The organism is Rodentibacter haemolyticus (assembly GCF_015356115.1).
Classification (GTDB): domain Bacteria; phylum Pseudomonadota; class Gammaproteobacteria; order Enterobacterales; family Pasteurellaceae; genus Rodentibacter; species Rodentibacter haemolyticus.
Genome location: NZ_CP063056.1, coordinates 1,356,415 through 1,374,214, shown reverse-complemented (window position 1 = coordinate 1,374,214; position 17,800 = coordinate 1,356,415). Strand labels below are relative to the sequence as shown.

Annotated in this window: 15 protein-coding genes; 6 read left to right on the top strand and 9 right to left on the bottom strand. The window is 41.0% G+C overall.

Going from position 1 to position 17,800, the window contains the following annotated elements:
- Window positions 1-8 precede the first annotated feature (8 nt).
- Window positions 9-1,295: an MFS transporter gene (locus IHV77_RS06615; protein WP_194811215.1), complete on the bottom strand. Its 1,287-nt coding sequence runs from the start codon at window positions 1,293-1,295 to the stop codon at window positions 9-11.
- A gap of 251 nt (window positions 1,296-1,546) precedes the next feature.
- Between IHV77_RS06615 and IHV77_RS06610 the strand changes: the two genes are divergently transcribed.
- Entirely contained in the window at window positions 1,547-2,548 is a 1,002-nt protein-coding gene (locus IHV77_RS06610) for a LacI family DNA-binding transcriptional regulator (protein WP_194811214.1), read from the top strand.
- Window positions 2,549-3,127: 579 nt separating this feature from the next.
- Here the strand turns inward: IHV77_RS06610 and glpC are convergent.
- From glpC to glpA, 3 genes are read right to left on the bottom strand one after another with little or no spacing between them, the layout of a single operon-like run.
- Window positions 3,128-4,408 carry an anaerobic glycerol-3-phosphate dehydrogenase subunit GlpC gene (gene glpC, locus IHV77_RS06605; protein WP_194811213.1) on the bottom strand — a complete coding sequence of 427 codons (1,281 nt, stop codon included), beginning with the start codon at window positions 4,406-4,408 and terminating at the stop codon, window positions 3,128-3,130.
- A gap of 9 nt (window positions 4,409-4,417) precedes the next feature.
- Window positions 4,418-5,698, bottom strand: a complete 1,281-nt coding sequence (gene glpB, locus IHV77_RS06600; RefSeq protein WP_194811212.1) for a glycerol-3-phosphate dehydrogenase subunit GlpB — start codon at window positions 5,696-5,698, stop codon at window positions 4,418-4,420.
- Window positions 5,688-7,379, bottom strand: coding sequence for an anaerobic glycerol-3-phosphate dehydrogenase subunit A (glpA, locus tag IHV77_RS06595; RefSeq protein ID WP_194811211.1), 1,692 nt, complete (start codon window positions 7,377-7,379; stop codon window positions 5,688-5,690). Before glpA ends, glpB begins: the two co-directional genes overlap by 11 nt.
- 288 nt (window positions 7,380-7,667) lie before the next feature.
- Between glpA and glpT the strand changes: the two genes are divergently transcribed.
- Together glpT and glpQ are read left to right on the top strand one after the other, a co-directional pair.
- Window positions 7,668-9,110, top strand: coding sequence for a glycerol-3-phosphate transporter (glpT, locus tag IHV77_RS06590; RefSeq protein ID WP_194811210.1), 1,443 nt, complete (start codon window positions 7,668-7,670; stop codon window positions 9,108-9,110).
- 386 nt (window positions 9,111-9,496) lie between these two features.
- The gene (glpQ, locus tag IHV77_RS06585) at window positions 9,497-10,588 is read left to right on the top strand and encodes a glycerophosphodiester phosphodiesterase (RefSeq protein WP_194811209.1); all 1,092 of its coding nucleotides are present in this window, start codon (window positions 9,497-9,499) and stop codon (window positions 10,586-10,588) included.
- 280 nt (window positions 10,589-10,868) lie between these two features.
- Here the strand turns inward: glpQ and IHV77_RS06580 are convergent, their stop codons facing one another.
- A complete protein-coding gene (locus IHV77_RS06580) occupies window positions 10,869-11,687 on the bottom strand; it encodes a Cof-type HAD-IIB family hydrolase (protein WP_408635261.1) in 819 nt (272 codons plus the stop codon).
- A gap of 219 nt (window positions 11,688-11,906) precedes the next feature.
- Complete coding sequence (locus IHV77_RS06575) at window positions 11,907-12,650, bottom strand: MIP/aquaporin family protein (protein ID WP_194811208.1); 744 nt, start codon at window positions 12,648-12,650, stop codon at window positions 11,907-11,909.
- Window positions 12,651-12,987: 337 nt separating this feature from the next.
- Here IHV77_RS06575 and glpK point away from each other — a divergent pair, with 337 nt between their 5' ends.
- Complete coding sequence (gene glpK, locus IHV77_RS06570) at window positions 12,988-14,499, top strand: glycerol kinase GlpK (RefSeq protein ID WP_194811207.1); 1,512 nt, start codon at window positions 12,988-12,990, stop codon at window positions 14,497-14,499.
- A gap of 178 nt (window positions 14,500-14,677) precedes the next feature.
- On the opposite strand, the gene IHV77_RS06565 is transcribed toward glpK, so the two are convergent.
- Genes IHV77_RS06565 through mobA form a run of 3 tightly spaced genes read right to left on the bottom strand, consistent with a single transcriptional unit; the run spans window position 14,678 to window position 16,667 of the window.
- Entirely contained in the window at window positions 14,678-15,433 is a 756-nt protein-coding gene (locus IHV77_RS06565; protein ID WP_194811206.1) for a DeoR/GlpR family transcriptional regulator, read from the bottom strand.
- A gap of 28 nt (window positions 15,434-15,461) precedes the next feature.
- Window positions 15,462-16,043, bottom strand: a complete 582-nt coding sequence (locus tag IHV77_RS06560; RefSeq protein WP_194811205.1) for a rhomboid family intramembrane serine protease — start codon at window positions 16,041-16,043, stop codon at window positions 15,462-15,464.
- A 57-nt stretch (window positions 16,044-16,100) separates the two neighbouring features.
- A complete protein-coding gene (gene mobA / locus IHV77_RS06555) occupies window positions 16,101-16,667 on the bottom strand; it encodes a molybdenum cofactor guanylyltransferase MobA (protein ID WP_194811204.1) in 567 nt (188 codons plus the stop codon).
- A 230-nt stretch (window positions 16,668-16,897) separates the two neighbouring features.
- On the opposite strand from mobA, the gene IHV77_RS06550 reads away from it, so the two are divergent.
- Together IHV77_RS06550 and dsbA are read left to right on the top strand one after the other, a co-directional pair.
- Window positions 16,898-17,164 carry a YihD family protein gene (locus IHV77_RS06550; RefSeq protein ID WP_194811203.1) on the top strand — a complete coding sequence of 89 codons (267 nt, stop codon included), beginning with the start codon at window positions 16,898-16,900 and terminating at the stop codon, window positions 17,162-17,164.
- Between the two features lie 14 nt (window positions 17,165-17,178).
- Complete coding sequence (dsbA, locus tag IHV77_RS06545) at window positions 17,179-17,784, top strand: thiol:disulfide interchange protein DsbA (protein ID WP_194811202.1); 606 nt, start codon at window positions 17,179-17,181, stop codon at window positions 17,782-17,784.
- Window positions 17,785-17,800 lie beyond the last annotated feature (16 nt).

Below are 17,800 nucleotides of genomic sequence, written 5' to 3'. Positions count from 1 at the left end.
GCAATTTCTTAATTTGAACGCAAATTACTTTTATGTAATTGGTAACGTTCATTAACGGGCATTTTTCCGGTTAATGTGAACATAGAAATGATAGTAAATGTTACGGCGATACAGCCTAAAATAAAATAGGTATGCTGAAAACCGTATAAATCATAGCCTGCGCCAACAATGGGTGAAACAATCATATTACCAATTTGTTTGGTAAAGTGGCAAGCAACAAGATAAATCGTTGCTGAAAAGTGTAATTCAAAAGTATTCGCAATATATTTGAATGTACCTACAAGATAAAATGGTACTTCAAACATATGTAACGTTTTGAGCACCACAACATGCCACGCTTCTGTGGCGAAAGAAGATCCAATAATGCGGATACTCATAATAGAACCGGCAATTAGCAAAGCATTTTTTGCCCCAATTCTGTTGATGATAAGAGGCACGAAGAACATTATCAACGCATTAAGCATTTCACCGGCTGTCGTAACATAACCAAACATTTTGATGCCTTCGGCATTAGATTCGAAAAAACGATTAAAAAAGTTGCCGAATTGCTGGTCAAAAATATCATAAATACAAGCAACACCTATCACATAAGCGAGTAAAGCCCAGAATTTTGGCCGTTTGAAGATGATAAATGCTTGCTGTAAGGTAACGGAATTTTTGCTATTAACCAATTGTTCAACTACTTTTGCCGTTGAACTCTCCGTTGGTTTTGCAAGAAAAACCAACAAAAGTAGCAGAAGTGATGCCGCAGAACCGAGCCAAAATACATAATCGGGATTGGAGCCATAAAGATTACCCGCGATAGCGGCACAAATTGCCCAGCCGAACATTCCGAACATTCTTGCCCGACCATATTCAAATCGACTACATCGACTTATTCGCTCAATATAGGCTTCAGATGCCGGTGAACCTGCTTGAAATATAAATCCTATGTAAGCACCTCCGACAATCGAACCAAGCCAAATATTGATTTTAAGTAGCGGAGCAAACACATAAATAAAGAACGGTGCATAAAAAACAAGGGTAATGGATAAAATCCAAAGTAAATGTTTTCGCACGCCAAGTTTATCCGATACATAACCAAATACAGGCTGAAAACAAAGTGCAAAAAATGACATCATCGCAAATACCATACCCGCTTCTTCACCTGATAATCCATTTATATCCCCAAGCCAAATTCCAAGAAAAGGGTAGCAGGTAGCCATAATAAAGAAAAAAACAAAGAAATAACTACCAAAGATCCAGTAATTACGATTCGTTAAGTAATAAGTCTGAGTTGTATCGTTCGTTGCCATTCTTAACCTTTAAAAGTATTGTTCTCATTAATCCATATGTTAACGTTATCATTTGTTTTTAACAAATAATATTTTTCAAATTTGTGATATTAATCACAAATTTTAACGTTAACATTTAATAACTAATAAAGTGAAGGGATATATTTCATAGTTAACGCTAACAATTCTCTAAAAACAAGATATGATCTAGAATTAAACAACCAGATAATTAACAATAAATCCTTTCTCTGATTTAACGGTAGGAGCATTTTATGGTATCGCTGAAAGATGTCGCGCAGTTAGCCGAAGTATCGATTATGACAGTATCACGTGCACTTAATAATCCTGACAAACTATCGGAAAAAACCTATTTAAAGGTAAAACAAGCTATCGAGCAACTAGGTTATGTACCGAATTTCGCCGCACAAAATATTCGAGGTTCGGCAGGAAAAACGATCGGCGTATTTTCACTTGGCACGGCAACGACACCTTTTTCTGTTGACATCTTACTGGCCATAGAAAAAACGGTTCGTAAATTTGGCTGGCATTCCTATGTCATTAATACTTTTGAAAATGATGAAACAGAAATGGAGCAAGCGGTTGAACAGCTCATATCTCACCGCCCGAACGCAGTTATTATTGCACGTAACGGCTTAAAGACCGTGAAAATACCTGAAAAATTGCGTCAATTCCCTATTGCTTTGGCAAATTGTGTGACAGACGATTTCCCTCTTGCCAGCTACATTCCCGATGATTTCCAAGGACAATATGACATTGGAAAATTATTAGCCGAAAAAGGATATAAAAAGCCATTATTTCTACATATTCCGCACAATTATATTGCTACAAAAGAACGTAAAGCAGGTTTTGAGCAAGCATTTCTTACTCAAAGCTTAGAGAATAAAATAAAAACGGACTATTATTTTATGCAGGAAGATGGTGAAAATTATTTTGAAGGTGCAAAACCATTAATGGAAATGCTGCTACATCAAAAAAAGTTGGACTATGATGTCGTTGTTTGTGGAAATGACCGAATAGCTTTTGTGGTATATCAATTACTCTTACGTTATGGATATCGTATTCCTGAAGATATTGCAGTAACGGGATATGATAATACGATAGGGATAGCACATTTATTTATCCCTTCACTCACCACCATAGAATTACCACATTACACAATGGGAGAACAGGCAGCCTTACATTTAATTGAAGAACGTCAAGATGTAGATTGCCATAAATTACCCTGTCCATTGGTCATAGGAGATTCTTGCTAAATAAAAACAGATTGTATGAAATTTAACTACAACATATAAAACCGAAACACCAAGCATGGTGTTTCTTTTATACAATAAAACAAGACCAATATAGAATAAGATAGTGTAAATCAACTATGAAAAATAAACGGTATTATGTATCAGTTGCACAAAGCGCTTTGATATTTCTTGGGGTAGGGTGGGCAAAAATTTGCCCACCTTATAGGAACGATGGTATTTACGATGTTTTGTGCAATTGCTACATAATACCGAAAATAAAACAGCTAAAAAAACTGATCTGCCCCCGAAAAGTTGGACTCAATAAACCAACTCAGTCAGGGGCAGGTTTTTATGACCAAATACAATCAAACATTCAAACAAGTCATCAATTTTTATCTTGAAAATCACTTAGATGTTTCGCTTACCCAAAACAATTTCAACTTTCCGATAGCACCTTAAGACGTTGGATTGCCCAATATCAACATTCAGGCGATGCAGGGCTTGCCGTATTGCACCGTAAACGAATTTACTCCGCCGAATTTAAATATCAGGTTATCCTTGCCGTTAAAAAAGGGAATTCAACCGCACTTTTTAAATACATCAAGCCTCCATTGACATACAAAGCAAAGTTAGCGGATGGATACAGGTTACATTGGACGACATATCAATTTGCCATTTACAGGTTTGACATTCGGAAATAACGAAATCAAATCCGCCCTCGTTAATATACTCAAACAGGTGTTTACCAATGGATTGGGAAACATCATAATTTTCCGTTTTGAAGCCGTAAGTGCCGGCAATACCGCAACATTGAGACGGCAACATAATGATTTCCAAATTCGGAATTTGTTTTAACACTTCAAGGGTATAAGGTGCCCAACCGGCTTTCTCTACGTGGCAAGCGGTATGATAGGCTACGCGTAATTTCAAAGGTTTGAGCGGTAAGGTTTTGCCTTCTTTAAATAATTGATACAAGAACGGCGTTACCATATGAATATGCGGACGCACTTTTGCATTATCGATACCTAAAATATGATGATATTCATCACGCAAATTCAAAGCACAGCTCGAGGCTTCGCTAATTACCTCCAAACCGTTTTCGTCCACCATTTTACCGATATAATCCGTGTTGAATTGCGCAATGTTACGCGCCCGTTCGGGAAAGCCGTTCACGCTTAAGGGTAAACCGCAGCATTTTTCTTTTACCAACAACATTACGCCGATGTTCATCGCATTAAAGACTTTCAAAAACGCTTTACCCAGTTGCGGATTGTTGTAGTTCACGTAACAACCGTGGAAATACGCCACTTTGCGTTCAAACTTTTTCTGTTCCTCCAACGCATTTTTCATATACCAGCTACGAAACGTGCCGAATGAATATTTCGGTAACGTTCTTTTTTTACTGATATTAAGCGTTTTCTCTAATACAAACTTTGTGGCACTCAACCCTGTAATTGTATTTACAATCGGCGCAAGCGGTGTGTTGAGTTTGCCCATCATATCCGTATTGCTCAAAATAGCATCACGCAATTTGTGCATTAGCGGCTTTTTCTGTTGCGCCAAATGATTGTTGCGTGCACGTACGATCAGATCGCCGATTTTTACATCGGACGGGCAAGCCACTTCACAACGTTTACAGTTGGTGCAATATTTCAGGGCTTCGTCATAAAGCTCGGCAGATTTTAAACGCAAGCGTTCACCGTCAGGGCCGGATTGTTTTGGACCGGGATAAAGCGGATTATTACGTGAAACAGGACAGACGGCGGTACAGGCCGTACATTTAATGCAGCTTTCAAAACTTTCATCAATATATTGATGGCTTGCCGGTGAATTGAGAGATTGTTTTGCACTGTCGATTAATCGCTGAATATTCATAGCCATATCTCCCCCTTATTTCGCCAAAATTTCATCCGCAACGGAAAGTGCCGTTACCACCGCCACTCCGGAGCCACAACCGAGTTCCAAGGCATTAAAACCGCCGATTACATTACCGACAGCATATAAATTCGTTAAAAATCGACCGCTCTTTTGCACTTGGCAATGAGGGTTAATCGCCACACCGGCGGATTGATAAGGCTGAGGATTGGAAAAACGGGAATCCGTCCAGCTGAGACGATCTTTATCGTTGAAGCCTTCCACGCCGATAATGTCGGCTTCAAACACCGGTTCATAAATTTTATCAAACTCAGCCACTAAGCCTTTACTGAAGAAACTCCCCGATGCCAACACGAAATTGTCGGCAGTGATTTCTTCATTTTCGTGTAAACGGGTCATAATGCACTGTACGTGATCCCCCTCAAAACGGGCTTTCAGTGCGCTATCGCCGTTCATCATTAAGCCACCGAGCGATTCAAATTGACGGCGCAATTGAATACGTTGGCGCATACCAAGTAATGAGGGCGGCAAAGTCGGTAATTCAAAAAGAGCAAGTTTGGTCGCGCTACGAAGTGCGGTCATAAATTCCTGATTTTCCAATCCGAAACAGGCAGGTAAGAATACTGCTTCCGCACCTTGAGCAGATTCCACAATTTCTTTCACTAAATCGTCAAAGGCTAATTTATGTTCTAAAAGTTGTGCAATATTCACACTACGAAACTCACGGGCATTTTGGCGGAGTTCGTCTAATTGCGGAATATTCAGGAAACCACTATTCACCTCGCAATGACTGAATTGTGGGTTAAGTACCAAGTTCGCCGCTAATAATTGCGGTTGGAAATCGTGATAGCCTTCAATACCAAGAACCGTAATACGTTTATGCGGAAAAGCATCACCTTGCACTATAGGTACACTATTAGGTGAAAGCCATGATCCGCGCAAGCCGCCTAAACCGGTTACACGCAGATGATTTCTCTCGGAAGAGCCGATTAAATCCAAATTGAATGATTCTGCCAACATTTGGAATGCTTCTGCTTTTGCAAGCACTTTTTCTGCACCCAATAAGCTATAAGGGTGTGTCGGCAATATGTTGCAAAGTGCGGCGATATTTTCTTTTAAATTTTCGACCACACTTCCTGAAGGCATACGGCTTAATAAATCAAGCGAACCTGATGCAAAATCAATTGCAGCCTGACCATTGTTGATAATCACGCAGTGTTTACCACGTTGTTGAAGGGCGATGCCACAGGTTAATCCCGCCAGCCCGCCACCGATAATGACTACATCAAAATTCATTGCTGTCCGTTCCCTGTTGTGCCTGTTCTTCAAGTGGTTTTACATCATTTAAGCCTAATACGCTGGCATACATCCAAGAGGTAAATTCGGCTTCGCGAATCGCTTCGCCCCAAGCAATCGGTTCAATACCACGCCAGCGTTCTTCCATAAAAGAGGAAAGTTGAAGGGTAGATTGCCGAGGTGTCGCCACTTCAAAACGATTCATTAAACCGGCAGCCCGACAGGCACAAAGTTCCGCTTGGCAGGTTCCCATTCCTACACGGGTGCGGCGGCGTAAATCCACCAAATTATTTACGTCTAACTCCTCTACGGCATAGCGAACTTCTCCCGCGGTTACCGCTTCGCATTCACACACCATAGAGCGATCTAAACGTGTTTTATCAAGCAAGCGCGTTGCCCGTGAACCATGACGATACACGGCGGAATAACGAATAGTACTTGGCAATGAAATCACTTTTCGGTTGGTTTCTTGACGACTTTCATTTGAACCCGGTAATGATTGTTCAGCCGTCACGCAAGGGGCGTTTTTATTGAGTTTTTTACAAATGAGATCAGTCGCCCATTCCGCCATTAAACGATAAGTCATCAACTTACCGCCGGTGATGGTAATAAAACCGTCCAAGCCGTCACGTTCCGTGTGATCGAGCAATACAATACCACGGCTCACATTACGTCCGGACGGGTCATCATCGGTCGCCACCAACGGGCGAACGCCCGCATAGGCACGTAACACACGGGTATGGCGCAGACTTGGTGCGAGCTTCTCGCCCTCACGGAAAAGAATGTCCACTTCTTCCGGTGTAACGCTCATATTGTCGATTTGATCATAAGGAATACGGCTGGAGGTTGTGCCGATAACAGAAATGGTATCACCCGGCACAAGGATATCCGCATCAGCCGGTTTACGGCAACGGTTAATCACCATTTTATTAATTCGATGCCCCATTACAAGCAATGCACCTTTTGCCGGGAACATTTTGATTTTTAGATCGGCATATTCGGCAATGCCTTGCCCCCAAATTCCCCCGGCATTGACCACAAGCGGTGCAAAAAACTGACGTTCTGTTTTATTTTTATGATCATAAACTTTCACGCCAATGACTTTACCACCTTCACGAATCAAATTTTTGACTTCGCAATAAGTAAACATTTTTGCGCCGTTTTCCGTGGCATCAAGCATATTAGAAGCGGTTAAGCGGAATGGATCAATAGAGCCGTCCGGCACAACCACTGCACCGACAAGGTTAGGATTGACGGAGGGCTCCATTATTTTGGCTAAATCAGGCTCAATAGCCACCGCTTCAATGCCGGATTTGGCACAGCTTTCAAGAAAGGTTTTTTGGTAATCCATGGAATCTTCGGGAAGCGTAATAAATAAACCTTCCGTTTCATCCACACAGTGGCGCGCAATATTCCGCAAAATGCGGTTTTCTTTAATACATTCTTGCGCAGATTCTTGATCATTCACGGCATAGCGTGCGCCGCTATGCAGCAAACCATGGTTTCGCCCCGTTGCTCCGGTTGCGATGTCGCGGCGTTCTAATAAAATGCAATCAATGCCACGCAAGGCACAATCGCGTGCAATACCGGCACCGGTTGCTCCACCACCAATAATAATCACATCCGTTGATAAGGGAGAAAGATCTCCGACATTTCGATATAAATTAGGTGATAATCCCATGTTTACCCCCAACTCCCACAATACATAAAAGAAAATACAAAATCAGATTGATTGTAGAGAATAACGCTTAAATTAACAACATTTTGAGCGAAAAAGAAAATGATTTTGTGAAATGGATCACAAAATTTTCAAATTCACTCAAATAAATATCAAAATTTTGTGAATTAGTTCACATTTTTGAATAATCCTTCTTTCTTATTTTTTATTTTCTTTTATTATCCCCCGCTAAGCTCCTTTCTTTCTGACCGATTAAGGAGATATTATGAGTAAAAATGTTGGAGAAAAATTATGTTCGGACCATTTAAACCCGCCCCGCATATTGCGGAACTTCCGGCGGAAAAAATAGATTCCACGTATAAACGCTTACGTTGGCAAGTATTTGCGGGGATCTTCTTCGGCTATGCCGCTTATTATTTTGTGCGGGCAAACTTTGACTTAGCACAAAAAGGTTTAATTGAAGCAGGTATGTACAACAAGGCAGAATTAGGCCTTGTGGGTACGGCTGCAGGTCTTGCTTACGGCTTGTCAAAATTCTTTATGGCAATGCTTTCAGACCGTTCTAACCCGAAAGTATTCTTACCATTCGGGTTATTACTCTCCGGTTTATGTATGACGATGATGGGTTTATTCCCTTGGGCGACATCCGGTATCGTCATCATGTGGATTATGATCTTCTTAAACGGTTGGTTTCAAGGCATGGGTTGGCCTCCGTGCGGTCGAACTATGGTTCACTGGTGGTCTAAATCCGAACGCGGAACAATTGTTTCCATTTGGAATACCGCTCACAACCTTGGTGGTATGGTGCCGGGCGCAATGGTACTTTTGGCCGGTGCAATTTACTTCAGCACGCACGGTGTGGAAGCCACAGCAAAAGATGTATGGCAGCAAGCGCTATACTATCCGGGTATTGCTGCGATGATCATCGCAATTCCTATTTATCTTGTCATGAAAGACACGCCGCAATCTTGCGGTTTACCTCCGGTTGAAAAATGGCGCAATGATTATCCGGACGACTATAACGAAAAAACCTATGAACATGAACTTTCTACTAAAGAAATCTTCATGACTTACGTATTAAAAAACAAATTATTATGGTACATCGCCATTGCTAACGTATTCGTTTATCTAATCCGTTATGGTGTGTTGAAATGGTCGCCGGTTTATTTGGGCGAAGTAAAACACTTCAACATTAAAGGAACTGCGTGGGCATATACCATTTATGAATTAGCGGCAATTCCGGGAACATTATTATGCGGTTGGGTGTCCGACCACGTGTTTAAAGGTAAACGGGGTTTAACCGGTTTCATCTTTATGATTTTAACAACCCTTGCGGTAATAGCGTTATGGAAGAATCCGGCAACGCCTGAGGCGGAAATTGCCAACTATGCGGCTTGGTATCAAAATCCATATCAATTAACAGATTTCATTTTAATGACGACAATCGGTTTCTTAATCTATGGTCCGGTGATGTTAATTGGTCTGCACGCGCTTGAACTTGCACCGAAAAAAGCAGCAGGCACCGCTGCAGGTTTCACCGGTTTATTCGGTTACTTAGGCGGAACGGTGTCCGCTTCTGCGGTTGTCGGCTGGGCGGCTGAATACTACGGCTGGGACGGTGGTTTCTACGTGATGATTGCAGGCGGTATCTTAGCTGTGTTACTACTTCTCAATGTAATGATTGAAGAAGGCAAACACAAAGCAAAATTAGGTGATACCTACGGCTCTAAATAATTGATTTAACAAAGGCGACAAGAACATCACTTGCCGCCTTTTTTGTCATCTAAATTTAATAAAGGCATGGTAGGATTTATCCCGCCTTGCAAATTACCAGTATTATGTGGCTGTTTCACAAATCATTATAGCAATAATGTAGGGCACCGTTAGACGACGCCAATTAACAAAGTTTAATGATGAAATGGTACGTTACGCAAAACTTAACGCAACCCTCGATAAATATTGGAGATAAAATTCTCTTTGTGCGACTGATACATAATAATGTAATTACTCAAAAAATCATACACAATCGCTTAAAGCGATTGTTATACCTTATGGTACCGTTGGTAAACCAACGTTCAAAATCTAAAGATTTTTTAACCGCACTTTCAAGGAGAATAGTGATGAAACTAAAAACATTAGCCTTTTCTTTATTGGCAGCAGGCATATTAGCCGGTTGCAGTAGCCAATCTTCAATGGTAACAAGTAATATGAAATCAGAAAAAATTATCATCGCACACAGAGGCGCAAGCGGCTATTTGCCGGAACACACCCTTGAATCCAAAGCCCTTGCCTTCGCACAACAAGCCGATTATTTAGAACAAGATTTAGCTATGACGAAAGACGGGCGTTTAGTGGTTATTCACGACCATTTCTTAGACGGCTTAACCGATGTGGCAAAAAAATTCCCAAATCGTCATCGTAAAGACGGTCGCTATTATGTGATTGATTTCACCTTAAAAGAAATTCAAAGTTTAAATATGACCGAAAATTTTGAAACCAAAGACGGCAAACAAACCGCCGTATATCCGAACCGCTTTCCGCTTTGGAAATCACACTTCAAAATTCACACATTTGAAGATGAAATCGAATTTATTCAAGGCTTAGAAAAATCTACCGGCAAAAAAGTGGGGATCTACCCGGAAATTAAAGCCCCTTGGTTCCATCATCAAAACGGCAAAGATATTGCGCTCGAAACCCTTAAAGTGCTGAAAAAATACGGTTACGATAAGAAAACCGATAGCGTTTACTTACAAACTTTCGACTTTAATGAACTCAAACGTATTAAAACCGAGCTTCTCCCTCAAATGGGTATGGATTTAAAACTTGTTCAACTTGTCGCTTACACCGATTGGCATGAAACCGAGGAAAAAGATGCGAAAGGCAGATGGGTGAATTACGATTATGATTGGATGTTTAAACCGGGCGCAATGGCGGAAGTGGTGAAATACGCAGACGGCGTAGGCCCCGGCTGGTATATGTTAATCGATAAGGAAAAGTCCAAAGCGGGTAATATTGAATACACTCCTTTAGTAAAAGAATTGGCACAATATAATGTGGAATTACACCCGTACACCGTGCGTAAAGATGCGCTACCGGAATTCTTCACCGATGTAAACCAAATGTACGATGCTTTATTGAATAAATCCGGCGCAACCGGTGTATTCACAGACTTTCCAGACACCGGAGTGGAATTTCTAAAAGGCAAGAAATAATTCTCTAACATCAAAACACAGAGCCCGATCCGATAAAGATTGGGTTCTTTTTCTACGGTATTATGTAGCACTTGCACAAATCATCGTTAGGCAAAGCCGTAACGCACCAAGTAACAAGATTTAATGATGAAACGGTGCGCTACGGCTTCGCCTAACGGCACCCTACCCTAAGAAATCTCAGAGATAAAATTCCCTTTGTGCAACTGATACATAATACCGTTTTTCTATCAAAAGTGCGGTTAAAATTTTAGGTATTTTCTCGGTGATCGAGAAAGCGTTTTTAATCGATTAATCCCGATTTACGTAAGAAATTAGCGATGCCATGTTCTTCAATATGATCCGTAATAAAATCAGCTTTCGCCTTTAAATCATTATGTGCATTTCCCATTGCAACGCCTACTCCCACCGCCTCCATCATTTCTAGATCATTTAAACCGTCACCAAATGCCATTACATTGTTCATCGTTAAACCTAAATAATTCACCGCGGCTTGAATGCCACGTGCTTTTGAACCTTGTGCATCAAATAAATCAACTGAATCTGCATCCCAACGAACAACTTTTAGATTATCTAAAATGCCGGATTGCACCACTTGCTCATCTTTATCTTCACGGTAAAACGGAAGAATTTGAAATACCTCGTGACGTAAATAGTAATTTTTATCTACATAATAATTGGTGGTAATAGGATCAAGTGCCGAACACACTTCGGATGTTTTTGCCGAAACGTAAATATCATCTTGTGAAACAAAAGCATAAGCAATATTATGCCGATCAAAATAATTAACAATCTTTGTAATTTTTTCCGTTGAAATAGGATGTTTTTCAATCACCTTTTGGTTATAGCTGACAAATTGTCCATTCATCGTAACCAGTAATTCAATTCCCACTTCGTTGATCAATTGCTGTACTTTTAATGCAATGCTACAAGGGGAGCGCCCTGTGGCAATAGCCGGAATGATACCTTTGGTTTTGAGAGCCTTCAGTGCCGGTAAAACCGTTTCAGGCAAGAAGTCTTTATGTTTAACGATTAAAGTTTCATCAATATCAAAAAAGACAACTTTAATTTGATTGCGTAAATTTGGAATGATGTTCATCATGGATCTCTTTTTTTATTTTTAATCGGGAAAAGAATATATAGAAACGGACTAAAAAGTAAAAGTTGAAAAATAAAAAACGTTCCTTAGCATAAAAGAGAAGAACTCAACCGATGATATCAGCAGAGTTCTTTTTCATTACGAATAAGTGCGGTTAATTTTTGTGTTGTTTTTTTATAATATAGGCGAGACAGGCATAAACCCTGCCCGTACAATAAAATCTTACATCACTACGGCGTAAACTACTGCCGCCAGTAATGAACCGACCACTGGTCCTACAACAGGAACCCAGCCGTATTTCCAATCTGCGTCAGTATTTAATTTACGGCTTAAGAAAAGCCCTAAGAATAAGCGTGGACCTAGATCTCGAGCCGGGTTAATAGCATAACCTGTTGTACCGCCTAAACTTAAACCGATTGCCCAAACAAGAATCGCTACGGGTAACGCACCGATAGAACCTAACCCAATCGGTGTGGCTTCGCTTGCCCCTGGGAAAGTGATATTTGCGCCGGCAAGATAGAAAATAACGAAAACAAGTACAAAAGTACCGATAATTTCACTGATAAGGTTGCTTGAATAATTACGAATAGCCGGTTCAGTACAAAAGCAAGCACGTTTTGCGCCTTCATTTTTTGTTGCGAGGAAATGATCGCGATACATCGTGTAAACTAACAATGCCCCCGTCATACCGCCCACAATTTGTGCGATAACATAGCCCGGTACAGCCACCCAATCAAATGCCCCTTTTGCCGCAAGCCCTAAGGTGACGGCAGGATTCAAATGCGCACCGCTATAAGGCCCCGTCACTACAACCGCCACATATACTGCAAACGCCCATGCGGTAGTAATCACTATCCAACCGGAACTCTGTCCCTTCGTTTTATCAAGACAAACGTTAGCAACCACACCGTTCCCCAAAAGAATCAACAGTGCGGTGCCGAAAAACTCTGCGAAATAAGCATTCATAAGAGAACCTCCATACAATGAGTATTTGAAAACGGTTTTATAAGACTGGCAATTATGTTCGTTATTCAAAAATATGAAATACTCAATACGAGCGCAGTCATTATCTTCTAAAAACCCTACACTTCAAGCAGGTATTACAACTAAATTTCAGAAATGAGAAGCGGATCACATAATTTAGCGAAAAAGAAAAAAATTCTGTGATATCTATCACAAAATCGCAAAATAGGTATTTTCATTTGGAGTAATTTTTATTAGGTTGTGCGCGCAATTTGTTCGTTTTAAGTTCAAAATATTCGTTTACAACTAAAAAACGTACCGCTAAGAAAGGAGTGTTTCTATGACCGACAAAAAATACATCATTGCTTTAGACCAAGGCACGACCAGTTCAAGAGCCGTATTGCTCGATCATAATGCAAATGTAGTCGAAATCGCTCAACGCGAATTTACCCAAATTTACCCTCAAGCAGGCTGGGTTGAGCATAATCCGATGGAAATTTGGGCGACCCAAAGTTCTACGTTAAATGAAGTGGTGGCAAAAGCCGGCATTACATCAGATGAAATTGCGGCAATCGGGATCACCAACCAACGTGAAACGACGATCGTTTGGGAAAAAGCTACCGGTACACCGGTTTACAATGCGATTGTTTGGCAATGCCGCCGTACCGCCGATATCACCGATAAACTCAAGGCCGATGGTTATGAAGACTACATTCGCCACACCACAGGGCTTGTGGTGGATCCGTATTTCTCCGGCACAAAAGTGAAATGGATTTTGGATAACGTGGAAGGCGCGCGTGAAAAAGCGGAACGCGGTGAACTTTTATTCGGTACGGTAGATACTTGGCTTGTGTGGAAATTAACTCAAGGTCGTGTGCATGTTACCGACTACACCAATGCTTCACGCACGATGCTATTCAATATTCACACCAAACAATGGGATGACAAGATGCTTGAAATCTTGAATATCCCGCGTTCAATGTTGCCGGAAGTGCGTAATTCTTCTGAAATTTACGGGCAAACCAACATCGGAGGTAAAGGCGGTGTACGTATTCCCGTTGCAGGTATTGCCGGTGACCAACAAGCGGCACTTTACGGTCATTTATGTGTACATGCAGGTCAGGCAAAAAATACTTACGGTACGGGCTGCTTTATGTTACTTCATACCGGCGACAAAGCCATTACCTCTAAAAACGGCCTGCTCACTACCATTGCCTGTAATGCCAAAGGAGAACCGGAATACGCCTTAGAAGGCTCAGTATTTATTGCCGGAGCCTCTATTCAATGGCTACGTGATGAACTTAAAATCGTTCACGACAGTTTCGACTCCGAGTACTTTGCCCAAAAAGTTTCTGACAGCAATGGGGTATATGTCGTACCTGCTTTCACCGGATTAGGTGCACCCTATTGGGATCCTTATGCGCGCGGTGCGATCTTCGGTTTATCACGTGGTGCTAACCGTAACCATATCGTGCGTGCCACTCTAGAATCCATCGCCTATCAAACCCGTGACGTATTGGAAGCAATGCAATCGGATTCCGGCGAACGCTTACAATATCTTCGTGTAGATGGCGGGGCGACAAACAACAACTTCTTAATGCAATTCCAAGCAGACATTTTAGATGTGAACGTGGAGCGTCCTGTCGTAAAAGAAGTAACCGCACTGGGGGCCGCATACCTTGCAGGGCTTGCAACAGGTTTCTGGAAAGATTTAGACGAACTCCGTGATAAAGCACGCGTAGAACGCACCTTTACTCCGGATAATGACAACGAAAAACGCGAATGCCGTTACAAAGGCTGGAAAAAAGCGGTAAAACGCTCCTTAGAGTGGGCGAAGGAAGATGCGGAATAAATAAGATATTGCGGTATTTAAGGTGGGCAAATTTTTGCCCACCTTTCTAATTACGATATTTCAATGGTGGGCAACTAGTTGCCACCCCTCCCCCAAGAAATGTCAAAGCGCTTTGTGCAACTGATACATAATACCGGACATTGTTAAAAGTGCGGTGAATTTTCACCGCATTTTTTCACTATTTACACACCACTAATTTCGTCTTTGCGCTTTGTAAATATTGGCTAATGGAAGGGGGAACGTCATCTGTAAACAGATATTCTACATCATTCAGCTCCCCCAAACGCACAATAGCTTGTCGGGTAAACTTTGAATGGTCGGTAACCAATAAAGTTTGGCGTGAACTTTCAATAATTGCCCGTTTTACTTGCACTTCATGGTAATCATAGTCAAGCAAAGAGCCGTCTGGATCAATAGCACTAATCCCTAAAATCCCAAAATCCAAGCGGAACTGAGAAATAAAATTGACCGTGGCTTCACCGATAATTCCTCCGTCCATACGTAATGATCCGCCTGCCATAGTGATATCAAAACTTTTATTTTGACGTAATAAATGGGCGGCATTGAGATTGTTTGTCACAATACGCAAATACTCATGCTCAAGTAACGCATTTGCCACCGCTTCCGGTGTCGTGCCGATGTCGATAAACAAAGACGCACCATTTGGAATAAGTTTCACCACTTCTTGTGCAATACGATTTTTTTGCGAAGAAAAGAATTGCTTACGATCGATATAATCGGAATTTTCTACAGAGGAAGGGGAGGCGGCACCGCCATGATGACGGCGGATTAAATCAAGCTCGGCAAGAATATTTAAATCACGGCGAATCGTTTGAGGGCTTACTTCAAGATGGTTCACTAAATCATCTGTACCTAAATAACCATACTGGCTTACTAACTCAATAATTTTTTGATGACGAATGGATTGCTTCATTATCCTCTTCCTTTAATAAAAAATGTGTTTACCCTACCCGATTCAAATGAATTTTACTATCGGCAAATCCCCAAACTAATCCCACCAACAACCCTGAGATGTGAGCTGCGTTACCGATATAAATATCGAATAAAGGGCTGATAAATCCAAATGCCAAGCCGACTAATAACATGGTGAAAAAACCTTTCGGTAAATCAAAAAGGTTGGCGTTAAGCTTATCCACCACGAAGACATAACCCAACACGGCATACACCACACCAGATAAACCGAAAAAATCAGGACCGGAAAAATAATTTTGCGCGATGCCGCTTATCAGCGCAGAAAGCAAAAATAGTAAGAAAAGTTTGAAACCGCCGAAATAGCGTTCAATCACACCGCCAAACAACCAAAACCACGATAAGTTTGCAATAATGTGAATGTTTGATAAATGTACTAACGAATGTGTTACATAACGCCACAACTCCCTTTCTTGGTCGGGATAAATCGGATAATGAAAGGCTTCCATAATGTCTTCTTCAAACCCCGACTGTTGCAGGATATATACCACAATGCAAATCGCGGTAATGAGATGCAAAGGCGTGAAATAACGGGATAACTTCAAATTCTGCATAAAATAAAACTTCTCTAAATAAATTTTTGACGATAAATATCGCGTAACGAAAATAGGTTAGCACAAATCTTTCAGCGTATTAAAATTCACAAACGTTCCCTCATTGGAGGTAAATTTCACTGCAACACCGCCGTTTTCTTGCATAAAGCGTAATAAACGGCGTTCTCCTGAAACAAGATAATCACGGAGTTTATCTTTTAATGCAACGGACATTAAACAAAAAGTCGGATGATCACGATCCTCGTCGCACGCATAAGCAATCAAAGTGCGGTCATTTTCGACCGCACTTTTCAATTTTATAAGTAGATTTCTCGGAAAAAAAGGGCTATCACAGGGCGTAAACAATACGAAATCGGTGTTCGATTTTTCCAGCGCTGTCAGCATTCCGCTTAACGGTCCTTGGAAATCCGGTAATTCATCGGCAAAAACAGGAAAACCAAATTGACGATATTCTTCTTGATGGCGATTGGCATTAATCGAAATTTCTTGAATCTGTAATTGCAAACGCTCAATCATCTGCAAAATTAACGGTTTTCCGTCTAAAAGCTGTAAACCTTTATCACGCCCCGCCATTCGACGTGCTTTTCCTCCGGCTAAAATAACCGCACTTATTGTGATTGTCATATTTTATTCCGTTTTTATTTCCAGTATTATGTATCAATCGCACAAAGAGATTTTATATCCAGTATTTATTATGGTAGGGTGCGTTAGCTTTGCGTAACTCATCACTTCACCTAACGGTGCGTTGCGGCTTCGCCTAACACACCCTACGGTGGTTTGTACAACGGCTACATAATACCGTTCACTTCAAGTATGATTTAGCCTTATTTTTCTACATAGGAAAGGAAATAGCAATGAAATGCAAGCGTTTAAATGAAGTTCTGGAACTTTTACAACCTTATTGGTCTAAGTCGCCGGACTTAAGTCTGATGCAAATTTTGCAAAAAATCGCTGATGAATCGGGCTTTAACAAGCCTTTAAATGAATTAACCGATGAAGTCATTATTTATCAGTTGAAAATGGACGGTACGGACAAACACGAACCGATTCCAGGCATCAAAAAAGATTACGAAGATGATTTTAAAACTGCGATCTTAAAAGCGCGCGGTATCATTAAATAAATTAAGAGGATCAAATGAAAAAATTTTTACTCGCATTAGGTGCATTTATTTCCGTCAACACATTCGCTGCCGATTTACAAGAGGGCAAACAATACATTCAAGTCAGTCAGCAAGCCTCTCCACAACAGGAAGTGATTGAATTTTTCTCTTTCTACTGCCCGCATTGTTATAGCTTTGAAATGGAATATAAAATTCCACAACAGGTAAAAGACGGCTTACCTAAAGAGGTGGCATTTAAACAATACCACGTGAATTTCTTAGGTCGTCAATCGGAAAATTTAACCCGTGCTTGGGCATTAGCCATGGCATTGGGTGCAGAAGATAAAGTAAAAGCCCCATTATTTGAAGCGGCACAAAAAGATCGTTTAACATCAATGGAGGATATTCGTGCGATTTTCTTAGATAACGGCATTAGCGCAGAACAATTTGATGGTGGCATTAACAGCTTTGCCGTCAATGGCTTAGTAAATAAACAAGTGAACGCAGCGGATAAGTTCGGTGTACGTGGCGTGCCTGATTTTTACGTAAACGGTAAATTCCGTGTTAATCCGGAAGGATTGAATTATGATGATTTCGTCAAAGATTATGTGGATACTGTAAAAGGTTTATTGCAAAAATAACGAAAAATTGGTTTAA